The organism is Sphingomonas sp. CFBP 8765, from assembly GCF_014841445.1.
Taxonomy (GTDB): domain Bacteria; phylum Pseudomonadota; class Alphaproteobacteria; order Sphingomonadales; family Sphingomonadaceae; genus Sphingomonas; species Sphingomonas aerolata.
The window spans coordinates 178,652-193,187 of record NZ_JACYTY010000004.1; the positions used below are offsets into that span (position 1 = coordinate 178,652).

Genomic DNA, 14,536 nt, shown 5'->3' on the forward strand with positions numbered 1-14,536 from the left:
CGGGTCCATGCAGACGGCAAGGAATCGGCCTGCTTCATGTTAGGGGATCAGGTCGTGGGCGACGGATGTTGCCCGGACCACGCCGAACCGAGTCCGTTTCCAGCAGGTGCCCGGAATCGCCGGAGTTTTTTCGCCGACCGCCAGAGCAGAAGCAGGCCGATCGCGAACAGGAACAGCGCACCGAACAGGAATGCGAGGTAGAAACCTGGTGCGAGCCAAGCCGATCGTATCACCGGCGCGACCTCCGCACCGTCCATGGCGGCCCCTGCGATCGTGGTCATCGGCACTGTACTGGTTTCGATCGCTGTCATGGCGTGTCCCCGGCCGAACCGGCGCCGTGGCGGCACCGCATCCGACCTGGGGTATGCGCGCGATTTATTGCACGCGTGGGACAGACCGTATCATTGCGTCACCCGCTGCGGGGCCGGAACGCGCCGATCCCGGCGATTGCGAGGCGACGGGCAGGAATCGCGGTCTCGGCAAAGCTGAGGCGGAGCAGACGGGCGGTGACCGGGGTCGCAAAGGCGATCCGCTGAGTCGCGAGCGCATAGGCGATGTTGGGCAGTTCGCCCTTGCCGGCCTCTTGCCAGTTGGTGCCGTCGGTGCTCGTCTCGATCCGGTAGTCCTTTGGCGGCGCAGTGTCTGCCATCACCGCGCGCGACGGCGTCAGGCTGAACCCGGCAAGCGTCTCGGTCGCGCCAAGGTCGATCGTCACCGAGGCGGGGGCGCCGGGTTTGGGGGCGGGCAGCGCCCAGCTCGTCGCGGTGTCGTTGTCGAGCAGTGCCTGCGCGCCGGGGGCGGAGGCGGCGGCGATCGACCAGCGCGTCGTGGCCACGATGCTCGGGTCCGACGCGACGACGGTGGCGACCGCGGCGGGCGCGACCTGGCGGAAGAGCGCGATTTCGCGGATCGCGGGACAGGCCGGCGCCTCAAGGATTCGCAGGCGCAGGCGGCGGGCTGTGACCGGCGCGGGCAGGCGGATGATCCGCTGCGCGCCGATGCAGGCGTGCTGTGCCAGTTCACGCCACCGGCCGTCCACTTCGGCATCGACCGCAAACCGCGTCACGCGCAGCCCGAGCGGGAGATATTCGCGCAGGCGGATGAGGTCGAAGGTTCGGCCGGGGGGAAGGTCGAGCACGAGGCTGGGCGTCGTGATGCCGTCGGCGGTCGACCAATAGCTGTCGGCGCGACCGTCGAGAACGTTTGCCGGCGAAAAGCCTGCGCCGCGGCTCTGGCTGGCGGTCGCGACCGCGCCCTGGGCGAGGTCGCGCGCGAAGGTGGCGGCCTGCGCGGTGCCGAAGGATTTCAGCACGGCGACGTCGATATCGGCGAGGCGGCCGCGCCGGTCGGGCGGCAGGTTGAGGTTTAGGTTGGTGCCGCGACCGACCGACTCGTCGTACAGCTTTACCAGCCGCGCGGGCGTCTTGACCTTCGCATCCTCGTCCGCGTGATAGAACCAGCCCGGGCGGATCGAGACGTCGGTCTCGGCCGGCCACCAGAGCGGCGCACCCCGCACGCCCGAATTGCCCTCGCTCTGGACATAGGGATGGTTCGGCATGGTCGGCCAGCAGGGATCGCCCGCGACGCCGTCCTCATTGCCGACCCAGCGGACATCAGCGCCGAGCGGATCGAAGGTGCAGGCCATCGGCTGATGCTGATGGACCAGCGCGACGATCGACGGCCAATTGTAATATTTCGGCGCATCGATCTTCCGCGTGTCGCGCGCGCCGCCATAATAGCCGTCGCCGCCATTGGCGCCGTCGAACCAGAATTCGAACAGCGTTCCATAGCGCGTGCAGAGCTCGACCACCTGCTTGCGGAAATACTCGACATAGGCCGGCCGGCCATATTCCGCGTGGTTGCGATCCCAGGGCGAGAGGTACAGGCCGAAATCGAGCCCGGCCCGCCTGGTTGCGCGCTCCATCTCGCCGACGACATCGCCCTTGCCGTTCTTGTACGGGCTGTTGCGGATGCAATGCTCGGTCAGCATCGTCGGCCACAGGCAGAACCCGTCATGATGCTTGGCGGTCAGGATGATGCCGCGCATGCCGCCTGCCTTGGCCGCCGCAACGATCTGGTCGGGGTCGAAATCGGTCGGATCGAAGAGCTTGGGATCCTCGTCGCCATAGCCCCATTCGCGATCGGTGAAGGTGTTGATCGAGAAATGGACAAAGGCATATTGCTCGCGCGCATGCCAGGCGAGCTGGCGTTTCGACGGCGTCGCACCCCATGGCCTGGGGGCGGCCGCGCGGGTCGCCGCGAGCGCAGGCGTCGCGGTTGCGGCCAGGCCCGATGCGAGCAGGAGGCGGCGGGAAACTTCGGTCATCAACGTCTCCATGGGAATTCAGGCGGCGGGGCGGCCGAACGAGGGGGGGCGGTCAGCGAGCTTCGCGCCGAACGCGGGATCAGGGGTGGCGGACATGGTGAAGCGCAGCGTACCGCCCGCGACGAGATCGGCATGCGCGATCCAGCTTTTCGTCCAGGGCTTGCCGTTCCAAGTGACCGCGGTGACATAGGGCGTATCGGCGCGGTTGCCCGGCGCCTCGATCACGACCTTACGCTTGCCCCCGACCTTGAGTTCGGCGCGGGTGAAGAGCGGCGAGCCGAACACATAGACCGCCGCGACCGGATCGACCGGGTAGAGGCCGAGCGCTGACATCACGAACCATGCGCTCATCTGGCCGCAATCGTCATTGCCGATGATCCCGTCGGGCGCGCGCTTGTACATCGTCGTCAGGATCTTGCGGACCAGCGCCTGCGTCTTCCAGGGCTGGCCGACATAGGCGTAGAGATAGGGCACGTGCTGATCGGGTTCGTTGCCGTGCGCATATTGGCCGATCAGCCCCGAAATGTCGGGCGGCGCGTCCTTGGGCAGCGTCGAAGGCGCGGCGAACAGCGCGTCGAGGCGCGCAGCGAACTTCGCATCGCCGCCGAAATGCGCGATCTGGCCGTAGAGGTCATGCTGGTTGAGGAAGGTCGTCTGCCAGCCATTGGCTTCGGTGAAGTCGTGGTAGCGCTTGATATGGCCGAGCTGGATCGGGTCATAGGGTGTCAGCCAGCTCCCATCGGCAAGCTTAGGCCGTGCAAGCCCAATCGTCGGGTCGAGCACGTTGCGATAGTTCCGGCTGCGTTCGCGCAGGCGGGCGGCGTCGTCGGTCGCCCCGGCCTTCGCGGCGAGGGCGGCCATCGCCCAGTCGTCATAGGCATATTCCTGCGTCCGGCTGACCGACTCGTCGACCTGATCGGCGGGCAGATAGCCACGCGCGATATAGGTGCCCCGCGCGCGGCTGTTGACGAGGTCGGGGGCCTTGGCGTCGAACGCGCGCGTGCGGATCGCGGGCCAGGCGGCGGCATAGTCGGCGTCGATGCCCTTGGCCGCGGCCTCCGCCATGATCGCGACCGAATGCCAGCCGATCATCGTGCCGGTCTCGACCCCCTGGAGCGGCCAGCAGGGCGGGCCATAGGCGCTCTGCTGCGTCTGGCGGACCAGGTCACGGACGAGTGACCGCGCGCGATCGGGCGCGACCAACGTCAGCAGCGGGTGGAGCGTCCGATAGGTGTCCCAGGTCGAATAGGTGCTGTAGGCCTGTTCGCCCTTGGGCACGCTGTGGACCAGCCGGTCGAGCCCGATATAGCGGTCGTCGACATCCGAAAAGAGCGTCGGCGCGAGCATCGCATGATAGAGCGCGGTGGCCATGACGACGCGCTGGTCGTCGCTGCCACCGTCGATCTTCACGGTCTTGAGCGCGTCGGCCCAGTCGCCGATGGCCTGGCGCCGCGCGGCATCGAAGTCGCGCGAGGCCGAGGCTGCGAGGTTGGTCCGTGCGCCCGCCATGTCGACCGCGGAGACCGCAGTGCGCACGACGATCGGGGCGGAGCCCGCATCGTCGTAGTGCAATACCGCGCGCACGCGGTCGGCGGTCGCGATCGCGCCGTTGACGACTTGGTCGCCCGCATGGAGCGTGATCCGGTCCGGCTTGCGCGAGACCTGCATCGCGAAGTGGATGCGGCGCCCCTTGGCCCAGCGGAAGGTGCGGCGGCTGCCGATCAGGATGCCGTCCGATTCGAGCTCGATCCGGCTGTCGTCGATCAGCGGGCCTTCGCCCGGGCGGCTGTCGCGGTAATTGCCGAGGTCGATCAGGAGATGCCCGGGGCCGGCGGGAAAGCGGTGCCGCTGCCAGCCGACGCGCGCTTCGGCGGTGAGTTCGGAGCGAACGCCGTTGCCGAGCGTGCAGGCATAATAGCCGGGCTCGGCACTCTCCTGTGCATAGGTCTGGCGATAGCCTTCGCCAGGCTTGTCGGGTGCGCCGGGGCGCAGCTTGACCGGGCCGCGGGCAGGCACGACGAGCACGTCCATCATGTCGGCGATGCCGGTGCCCGACAGATGCGTGTGCGAAAAGCCCATGATCGACGGGTCACCGCGATGATAGCCCGAGCAGTTCGCCCAGTTCTCCGTATCCGTGTCGGGACTGACCTGGACCATGCCGAACGGCACGGTCGCGCCGGGATAGGTATGGCCGTCGCCGCCGGTCCCGATCCACAGATCGGGCACCGCGCGCGACCGGCCGGCAAAGGCCGGCATCGCGCCGGTCAGCGCCAGCGCACCGGTCGAGCCGAGCAACGCGCGTCGCGTGAGCCTCATAACGGCGCCGCCAGCAGCGCAGGGCGGGTATCGGCAAGATGGACGAGCAGTTCCCCGAACAGTCCGTTCGTCCAGGCGAACCAGCTGCGCGTGAACTTGGCCGGATCGTCCTTGTCGAACGCCTCGTGCATGAAGCCGGTGTCGGCATCCGTATCGCGCAGCATTCTGACGCAGCTGCGGACGGTCGCGTCGTCGGCGCCGGCAAGCGCGCGGATGATCAGCGACATCGGCCAGATCTGGCCGAGCCCGACATGCGGGCCTCCGATCCCCTCCGCCTTGGTGCCCTTGAAGAAATAGGGATTGGCGTCGCTCCAGGCCGCGTCCGAGGTGCGGCGCCAGAGCGGGTCGGTGGCGGGAACGCAGCCCATATAGGCGAGCGCGGACAGCGACGGCACGTTGGCGTCGTCCATGAAGACCGCGTTGCCGAACCCGTCGACCTCATAGGCCCACACCTCGCGGCCGTCGCGCAGCCGCATCTTGCCATGCGCGTTGAGCGCGGTCTCGACCTCGGCCGCGAGCGCGGTGGCATCAGCGGCGAGCGCGGTATCGTTGCGCGCCTCCTTCGCAACGACGGCCAGTTCACGCAGCGTCGTCACCGCGAAATGATTGGCGGGGATCAGATAGGGATAAAGGCAGGCATCGTCGGACGGACGAAAACCGCACTGGATCAGGCCGTTCGGCTTGGCGGGATTGCCCCAGCCCTCGAGCGCCATCGTCTCGGTATTACGGTTCGAGGCGCGCAGGAAGCTATAGGGTCCGCGGCCGTCCTTGCGCTGCTGCTCGCGGTAGGTGCGCAGGCTGGCGCGTGCTGCCTCGGCCCAGGTCGCGTCGAACGGGGTTGCGTCGCGCGTCGCCTGCCAATAGCCATAAGCGAGACGCATCGGGTAGCAGAGCGAGTCGATCTCCCATTTGCGCTCGGCGACACCCGGTTTCATCTCGGTCTGGTCGTGCAACGCCCAGCTCAGCTCGGTCTTGCCGGCGGGATCCTCGAGAAACGCATTGGCATAGGGATCGAGCAGAATCGATCGCGACTGGCGGGCGATCAGCCCGCGGAACACCGTGCGCAGCGCGGGATCGTTGCGGACGAGGTGAAGATAGGGGCGGAGCTGCGCCGAGCTGTCGCGCAGCCACAGGCACGGAATGTCACCGGTGATGACGAACGCGTCGGGGGCACCGCCGATGGTCGACATCCGCACGGTCGTGTCGAGCGTGTTGGGATAGCAGTTGCCGAACATCCAGCGCAGCTTCGGATCGGCGATCCGGGCCGAGACGCGGGCGATCTCGCGTTCCACCGCCCGGCTCTTGAACAGACGGTCGGCGACGGCGGGGCGCTTGGAGGGCAGGTTCGGGCGGGCGGCAAAAGCAGGGGTGCCGACGAGCGCGAGCCCGCCGGCGATCAACGAACGGCGATCGATCATTTGGGCAGCCCCACCGCTGCGCCTGTGATCGTCAGGTCGGTCCATTGTCCCTCGCCGTCGCCGGGCTGGCCGCCGCCGACATAGAGGCGATAGGCGCCGGGCTGGATCGTGCGCGTGCCGTCCCGCGCGACGCTGCTCATCGAGCGGGGATCGAGCGCGAACGAGACGGTGCGCGACTGGCCGGGCTTGAGCGCGACGCGGTCGAAGCCGACGAGCTGGCGCTGGAGCACCGCGGTGGTCGGACCGCCTCCGGTGGTCGGGGTCGGGACGAGATAGGCCTGAACCACCTCTTCGCCCGCGCGCACGCCGGTGTTCGAGACCTTCGCCGCGAGCGTGAGCGGCTGGCCGGCGGCGACGGTGAGGCTGGGTTTTGCCGCGGCATAGCCGAAGCTGGTATAGCTCAGCCCGTGGCCGAAGCCCCAGAGCGGCTTGCCGGTGAAGTAGCGGTAGGTGCGCTCCTTCATCGTATAATCGATGAAGGCGGGCAGGTCGCTGGCGGACTTGTAGACGGTGACGGGGAGACGACCCGAGGGGTTGTTGAGCCCCGCCAGCGTCTCGGCAATCGCGGTGCCGCCGGCCTGGCCCGGATACCAGGCGGTCAGGATCGAGTCGGCGAGCGACGGATCGACCGCCACCGCGCTGCCGCTGGTCAGGACGAGGATCACGGGTTTGCCGGTCGCGCGCAGTGCTTTCAGCAGCGCCTGTTGCGCAAGCGGAAGCCCGATGTCGGTGCGGTCGCCGCCGACGAAGCCGGGGACACTGACCGACAGCGCCTCGCCCTCGAGATCGGGCGACAGGCCCATCACCGCGACGACGACATCCGAAGCGTTCGCGGCGGCGACGGCGGCGGCGAGCATCGGCGCGGCGGGCGGCGTCCAGAGCAGGCGGATGCCTTCGTCGTCGCTGCGGTGATCGAGTTCGAGCCGGAAGGCGGCGGGCTTGCCGTCGCTGGAGACCGGGATCTCGACGCGGCCCTTCTTGATCTCGCCGGAGGTGAGCTGGCGGTCGCCGATCCAGAGGCGTGCGACGTCATGGACCGAACAGTCCTTCCAGCACGCCGGGACGTCGATCACCAGCGTATAGTCACCCGCGGCGGGCGGAGTGAAGACGCCCGACCAGCGGACGCCGAAGCTGCGGCCAAGCCCAGGCGCCGGACTGACGCGGTTGAGGTCCGCATCGATACGGCGTTCGGTTCGCGTCAGGACGGGCGTGCCGCCGGTCGTCCCGGTTCCGGCGAAATACTCCGCCTTCAGACCCTGTGGGAAGACGGTCTCGGGCACCACCACCGGCGCGCCGTCGGCGAGCACCGAGCCCTGGGCATAGCGGACATTGGCGGCACCGAACTGCTTGCGGATACCGTCGAGCGGGGTGACCGGGGCGACGGCGGTGCCGTGATAATTGCCCTGGAGCACGCCGATATCGTCGGCATTGGTGCCGATCACCGCGATCCGGCTGCCGGTCTTGAGCGGCAGGCGGCTGGCGTCGTTCTTGAGCAGCACGATCGACTTGCGCGCCGCCTCGAGCGCGAGCGCACGGTGCGCGGGGGTGTCGACCTGATCGGTGCCGATCTTGCTCCACGGGCTGTCGCCGCCGAACGCGATGCCCAGCGCGCGGCGGGCACGGAAGGCGCGCGTCAGCGCGGTGTCGACCTCCGCCTCGCTCACCAAGCCCTGGCGGACCGCGGCGGGGAGGCCGGCATAGGCGGTGCCGCAATTGAGATCGGTGCCGCCCCTGATCGCCGCTGCCGCGGCGCCGGGCGTGTCGAGCCGGTAGTGGTGATAGGTGCTGATATTACCGACCGCGTCGCAATCCGAGACGGTGAAGCCGGTAAAGCCCCAGTCGCGCCGCAGCCGGTCGACCATCAGCGGCGACGATGCGCAGGCGGGCACCCCGTGGATCGAGTTGTACGCGCACATCAGCGAGAGCGCCTTGCCCTCGGTCACCGCCAGACGGAAGGCGGGCAGGTAGGTTGCTTCCAGATCCTGCGGGCTGGGGTCGACGTCGAAACTGTCGCGCCCGGCCTCGGGGCCGCTGTGCACCGCGAAATGCTTTGGCGTGGCGACGACCTTGGGGTGGAGCGGGTCGGGGCCCTGAAGGCCGCCGATGAACGCGACACCGAGCCGCCCGGTCAGATACGGATCCTCGCCATAGGTTTCCTGCCCGCGCCCCCAGCGGGGATCCCGGAAGATGTTGATGTTGGGCGACCAGATCGTCAGCCCTTCATAGATGTGGCGATCGGCATTGGCGGGCTTCGCATTGAAGCGCGCGCGTGCCTCGGTTGCGACGACGTCGCCGATCTTGCGGACGAGCACCGGATCCCAGGTCGCGGCCATGCCGATCGCCTGCGGGAACACGGTCGCATGACCGTTGCGCGCGAGACCGTGCAGTCCCTCGTTCCACCAGTCATAGGCGGGCAGGCCGAGCTTCGCATCGGCGGGCGCGGTGCTCTGCAACTGTGCAGCCTTTTCCTCCATCGACATGGTGGCGACCGCGGTGGCGACGGGATCGGCGGAGGCGAGCAGGAGCCAGATCATCGGGCAAGGGTCCTCAAGGTGAGCGCTTTGCGCAGTGTGGCAGGCGACGCGTCCGACGCAACGGCGACGGTCCGCGTCTCGCCCGGCAGAAGGTCGAACCCGTCATCGGCGGGCTGCGCCGCCACGTCCCCGAAATCGAGCATGACCGCGCGGGCGAAGTGGCTGGCGGTGATCGTCGCGGTCGAGCCCGACCAGGTGACGCTCAGGCCCGGATCGGGATAGGCCATGTCCTTGGGCAACGCGCGTTCGATGATCGCCCGGCTGACGACCGTGTCGCCGACGATCAGCTCGGCGACCGCATAGCTGGCCCCCGGCGCGGCGCTGCCGAACAGCGTCGCATCGGGCAGCGTCGCGGCGAGCGTCGACGAGAGCGGCGGCAGCGTCGCGGGCGTGGTGGTGTCGTTCAGCACGGTGCCCGCCATGTCCATCGCGCGCACCCGCCAGCGCGCGGCGATCGGCGTGGTCGCGTCGGAGATCAGCGAGATCCGCGTCGCGCCGTCCTTGTGCTCCGCGGCGATCGCCTGGGGTGCGAAGAAGCGCCGCGCGGCATAGTTCAGCAGCTTCCACTGGCCGTCATGATCGATGCTCGCCCAGCTGATCGAGGGCCAGACGTCGTTCAGCTGCCAGTAGAGCGATCCCATCGTCACCGGGCGGCACGCACGGTGATGCAGCGCGGCGATGCGGATCGCCTCGGCCTGGTTGACCTGCGTCAGGTACACGAGATCGGCGAAATCCTTCGCCGGGCGCAGGCGATCGCGCAGATACATCAGCAGCCGCTCATTGCCCTCGCCGGCGAGGAACTTCTGATGCGCCTTCATCACCGGACTGTCGGCGGCAAGCGGTCCCTTGCCCGCGAAGGCGCGGATCGTCGCGAGGTCCGGCATCGCCTGGAAGCCATATTCCGACATGAAGCGCGGGCAGCTGTCGAGATAGCGTTCGACCGGTTTCGATCCGGACCAGACATCCCAGAAATGGCGGTCGCCATTCTTGTCGGTGTCGGTCGGGCCCATATAATCGGTCGAGGGGGAGCCCGGCCAATAAGGCGTGCCGGGCGAATATTGCGTCACCGCCTGGCGCAGCACGCGGTCGAACAGCACCGCCATGCCCGCGCCGATCCGCTCCTGCTCATCCGCGCCGACCGCCTTCTTGAACGCCTTGCGATCGGACCAGTTCTCCCAGCCCGATAGCACTTCGTTGCCGCCGGCCCAAATCACGACCGAGGGATGCGAGCCGATCCGCGCGACCTGCTGCTCGGCCTCGATCCGGACATTCTCGCGGAACGCAGCATCGGGCGGCGTGACGCTGCCGCCGAACATGAAGTCCTGCCACACCATCAGCCCCATGCGGTCGGCCAGGTCGTAAAAGGCGTCGTCGAGATAATAGCCGCCGCCCCAGACGCGGATCATGTTCATGTTGGCGTCCGCTGCGCCCTTCAGGATTGTCTGCATATAGGCGGGGGTGACGCGCGACGGGAACATGTCGAACGGGATGAGGTTCGCGCCCTTGGCGAAGATCGGCGTGCCGTTGACCTTGAAGCCGAAGCTGCCGTCCTTGCGGATCAGTTCGACCGTGCGCAGGCCGATCCGCCGCGTGACACTGTCCTCGGCGGTCGCTTGCGCGCCCGCGAGCGAGGCGGTGACGGTATAGAGCGGTTGCGCGCCATAGCCGATCGGCTGCCAACGCTGCGGCGCGGCGATCGTCAGCGGGAGCGAGACGCTGTTGCCGCCGGCGGCGAGCGTGACGCTACGGTCGACCGTGACGGCCTTGCCGTCGGGACCCGTGACAACGGCGTGCACAGTCGTGCGACCGGGCGTGTCGGCGACGATGTCGAGCTTCGCCGCGATCCGCGCCTCGGCGTCGCTCAGATCCTCCTGCTCGACCCGGAACGTCTCGATCCGCGCCTCGTCCCAGATTTCGAGACGGACCGGGCGCCAGATGCCGATATTGACGATCCGGGGACCCCAGTCCCAGCTGTAATGATATTTGGGTTTGCGAATATAGGGCGAGGTCTGCTTGCCCTTGGGCTCGTCGCCGAACGCGCTGTCATATTCGCCGGGAAGCGGATTCTTTTCCGCGAGCACCATCGGCTGCAGCGTGCGGATCGGCGAAGCGATCGTCACCAGCACCTCGTTGCGGCCAGGCTTCAACGCCGATTTCGCGTCCACCCGCCAGCGACGGTGCGCGTTGTCGGTCTTCAGCAGCGGCGTGCCGTTGACGGTGACGGTCGCAAAGGTGTCGAGACCGTCGAATACGAGATCGAGATGGTCGCGCGCGAGCATCGCGGGCGTGACGTCGAGCACGCGGCGGAACTGCCACCGGGTCAGCCCGGCCCACTGGATTGCGCCCTCGTTCATGCCCTTATAGGGATCGGGGACGCGGCGCGCGGCGATCAGGTCCTGCTGGACCGACCCCGGCACCGTGGCCGCGAGCCATTTCGCCTCGCGCTTGTGCGCGGCGACCGCGCTCGTGTCGGTCGGATCGATCCGCACCTGCCAGTCGCGGTCGAGCGTGACCACCGTCTTCGGGGCCGAGATCGCGGGCGAGGCGAGCGCGAGGAGAGGGAGAAGGAACCAGCGACGCATCAGCGTGTCTCCGTGAGTTGCATCCGCTCGACCGCATAATAGGGATCGGACGTGGGGGAGGTGAATTGCAGGCAGATGTCGCGGTCGCCGGTCAGCGCGGGCAGGCGGCCCCTGATGCTGAACCGGGTGGCGGCGGTTGCCGGATCGGGGAGCGGGAAGGTGCCGGCGACGACCGGCTTGGCACCCGCCACGGTGCAGCCGACGAGCACGATCAGCTCGCCGTGCGGGGTGACGTTATAGTGCCGGCGCAGCTTGGTATCTTCATGCGCCAGCGCATAATGACGCGGCAGGCGGGCGATATCGATCGTGAAGCCCTTTGCGACGTCCATCGGCGCGGCGGGATAGGCGGTGCACAGGTCGAACAGGTCGATATTGTACACCGGCGCGTTCGCCTGCGCCTCGGGCGTCAACGGCACGCGTAGCGCGAGCGATCCCTTTGGACAGGCGACCATGTCGGAAGCAGTTCGCGTCAGCAGTGCCTCGCGGCCGGTATCGAACAGGCGTGGCTCGGCGATCTGCTGACCGGCGGCGTCGAACGCGGCGGCGCGGATCTTGACCCCCGGTTTGATCGACAGCGGTGCCGTATAGGCGGGCGACCGCGGGCCGGGGGCCTTGCCGTCGAGCGTGTAGCGGATCGTGCCATAGGGCGCCTGCGTCGCCAGCGAGACCTTGGCGCTTTTGGTGCGCAGCGCATCGCCGCGCGTGCCAGCGAGCGTATAGTCGACCGCGAACGCGCTGTCCGCGACCTGCATGCCGGAGGTGCGCCAGCGGCCGATCTGCGGCTGGACCCGCTCGAGGAAACTGCCGAAGTCGCGCTTGTCCTTGCCCGACCAGGTGATCTCGGCGAGCGCGGCGGCGCGTGGGAAGATCAGATGCTGCATCTGATAGGGCGTGACGATATATTCGCTCCACAGATTGCCCTGTGCACCGAGCACGTGATGCGCCTTTTCGGCGGGGATCCCCGCGGGCATCGGCTCGTATTTGTAGACGGTCTCGAGAGACTGGATCTCGATCCGGCCCGGCGGTTCGTCGCTGCGATCGCTTTGCAGGCTGTTGAGGTAGAGCGTCGGTGCGGGTGAGAGGACGACGTCGTGGTTCTGGTTCGCGGCCTCGACCGCGCCCTTCTCGCCCCGCCACGACATCACCGATGCGGAGGCGGGGAGGCCGCCTTCGAGGATTTCGTCCCAGCCGATCAGGCGGCGGCCCTTGCTGGCGAGATATTCGCCGAACTGGTCGATCATCCAGCTCTGCAGGCCATTCTCGTCCTTGATCCCGAGCTTAACCATCTGCGCCTGGACTTCGGGGCTGCGTTCCCACTGATCCTTGACCGCCTCGTCACCGCCGAGATGGACATAGGTGCCAGGGAAGACCGCCATGATCTCGTCGAGCACCGTCTTGACGAAGGCGATGCCCTTGGGGCCGGGATTGAAGAGATAGGGGTTCACGCCCCAGTCGCTGCTGACCTTCGGCGTGTCGCCGAGGACGCCGAGGTCGGGATAGGCCGCGACGAGCGCCTGCGCGTGGCCGGGCAGGTCGATCTCGGGGACGACGACGATGCCGCGCTCGGTCGCATAGGCGACGAGCTTGCGCAGCTCGTCCTGCGTGTAGAAGCCGCCGACCTGCGTGCCAGGCGCCTTGCCGGTCGAGGGGGACGTCCGGACGCTGCCGATCGCGGTCAGCCGGGGATAGGCCTTGACCTCGAACCGCCAGCCCTGATCGTCGGTGAGGTGGAGATGGAGCGTGTTGAGCTTCACCGACGCCATCTGGTCGACGATCGCATAGAGCGAGGGCAGCGACTGGAAATGCCGCGCGGTATCGATCATCAGCCCGCGCCAGCCGAAGCGGGGGGCATCGTCGATCGTGACCGCTTGAATCCGGACGGGCTGGCCGAACGCGCGATCGGGGCTGATCAGCTGCGCCAGCGTCATCGCGCCATAGACGAGCCCGGCATCGCCCGACGCCGCGATCCGCACGCCGGACGCATCGACCGTCAGGCGATAGGCTTCCGCACCCTTGATCGTCGGATCGCGGTCGATGCGGATCATGCCGCGCGCGCCGGTCGCCAGCGTCAGGCCGCGTTCGGTCTTCACATGGGCGAGGAGCAGACGGGCGGCGGCGGTGGTGCCGGCATCGCCGGGATCGGCGGACACCGTGCTGCCCGTCGCGATCGTCACGGTGCCGGTTCCGCGCGTCATCGCTGCGGGTTGCGGGACGAGTGGCAGGCGGTCCTGGGCATCGGCCAAACCGGTGGTGCCGAGCATCATGCCGGTCGCGATAAGCGCGCATCCGAAACGAGGGGGTGCGTTTGACCGCATGATTTCTGCTCCCGGTAACCGGCTCCTCACGGCCGCTGGTCGGGGAATGTAACCAATATAGGTCCAGACACAAGCCGTTGATTGGCCGGCGTCCTGAAAGCAGGTCCCGAGCCTCCGCAAAGTTTGCCAGGGTTTCAGCCGATCTGACAGCATCGACCCGTTTTGGACGGAAATACCAATATAATCCTTGGCGTCGGTCTGGTTGCCGCGCGGCTGTGCTTTGGCTATCCTCCCGCGCCAGGACAGGGTGTGGCGCGCTTCGGGCTGCCAGTCAAAGGGGGGTACATGGCGTTTTCCGATGATATCGGACGCTTTCGCAAGGGCAATCCGTCGCCGCTCTATCTTCAGTTGCAGGATCTGATCCGCAACGCGATCGGCGAGAAGCTGCTCGTCCAGGGCAATGCGATCCCCGCCGAACGCGATCTGGCGATCGAATATGACGTCTCGCGCATCACCGTGCGCAAGGCGATCGGCGGGCTCGTCGAGGAAGGGCTGCTGACGCGGCGCCGGGGTGCGGGCACGTTCGTCGCCGGTCGCGTCGAAAAGAGCTTCTCGAAACTGTCGTCGTTCAGCGAGGACATGGCGGCACGCGGCCGGACATCGAGCAGCACCTGGATCTCGCGATCGGCGGGCCAGGTGAACCCCGAAGAGGCGATGGCGCTCGGCCTGTCGCCGGGCGCGCCGGTGTTCCGCTTCAACCGCATCCGCTATGCCGACGAGGAGGCGATGGCGCTCGAATTCTCGACCATCGCGGGCTATTGCCTGACCTCGGTCGATGGCGTGACGGACTCGCTCTATGCCGCCCTCGAAGCGGCGGGGAGCCGACCGGTGCGCGCGCTGCAGCGGCTGCGGGCGGTGCCGTTCGGCGGCGAGCATGCGCGGATGCTGGGGGTCGATGCCGGTCATGCCGGGCTGCTGATCGAACGCCGCGGCTTCCTGCGCGACGGACGCGCGGCTGAATTCACGCGCTCCTATTACCGCGGCGACGCCTATGACTTCGTCGCCGAACTGGCCGACATCTGATCCGTTACACCGAAAGACTGCC

General features: G+C 67.9%; 8 protein-coding genes. 1 reads left to right on the plus strand and 7 read right to left on the minus strand.

The window, feature by feature from the left end; all coding sequences use genetic code 11:
* Positions 1-47: 47 nt before the first annotated feature.
* From IFT87_RS12200 to IFT87_RS12230, 7 genes are all read right to left on the minus strand, one after another.
* Positions 48-311: a hypothetical protein gene (locus tag IFT87_RS12200; protein WP_156360406.1), complete on the minus strand. Its 264-nt coding sequence runs from the start codon at positions 309-311 to the stop codon at positions 48-50.
* Between the two features lie 98 nt (positions 312-409).
* Positions 410-2,326 (minus strand): alpha-L-fucosidase, encoded by a 1,917-nt coding sequence (locus IFT87_RS12205; RefSeq protein ID WP_192008637.1) that lies wholly within the window; start codon positions 2,324-2,326, stop codon positions 410-412.
* Between the two features lie 18 nt (positions 2,327-2,344).
* Positions 2,345-4,642 carry a GH92 family glycosyl hydrolase gene (locus IFT87_RS12210; RefSeq protein ID WP_037527958.1) on the minus strand — a complete coding sequence of 766 codons (2,298 nt, stop codon included), beginning with the start codon at positions 4,640-4,642 and terminating at the stop codon, positions 2,345-2,347.
* Positions 4,639-6,060, minus strand: coding sequence for a glycoside hydrolase family 125 protein (locus tag IFT87_RS12215; RefSeq protein ID WP_192008639.1), 1,422 nt, complete (start codon positions 6,058-6,060; stop codon positions 4,639-4,641). Before IFT87_RS12215 ends, IFT87_RS12210 begins: the two co-directional genes overlap by 4 nt.
* Positions 6,057-8,594, minus strand: coding sequence for a glycoside hydrolase family 3 C-terminal domain-containing protein (locus IFT87_RS12220; protein ID WP_192008641.1), 2,538 nt, complete (start codon positions 8,592-8,594; stop codon positions 6,057-6,059). The genes IFT87_RS12215 and IFT87_RS12220 overlap by 4 nt, the downstream gene beginning before the upstream one ends.
* Positions 8,591-11,176, minus strand: a complete 2,586-nt coding sequence (locus tag IFT87_RS12225; RefSeq protein ID WP_037527957.1) for a beta-mannosidase — start codon at positions 11,174-11,176, stop codon at positions 8,591-8,593. Before IFT87_RS12225 ends, IFT87_RS12220 begins: the two co-directional genes overlap by 4 nt.
* Positions 11,176-13,440, minus strand: a complete 2,265-nt coding sequence (locus tag IFT87_RS12230; RefSeq protein WP_249403327.1) for a beta-N-acetylhexosaminidase — start codon at positions 13,438-13,440, stop codon at positions 11,176-11,178. The genes IFT87_RS12225 and IFT87_RS12230 overlap by 1 nt, the downstream gene beginning before the upstream one ends.
* 336 nt (positions 13,441-13,776) lie before the next feature.
* Here IFT87_RS12230 and IFT87_RS12235 point away from each other — a divergent pair, with 336 nt between their 5' ends.
* Entirely contained in the window at positions 13,777-14,514 is a 738-nt protein-coding gene (locus IFT87_RS12235; protein WP_031396151.1) for a GntR family transcriptional regulator, read from the plus strand.
* Positions 14,515-14,536 lie beyond the last annotated feature (22 nt).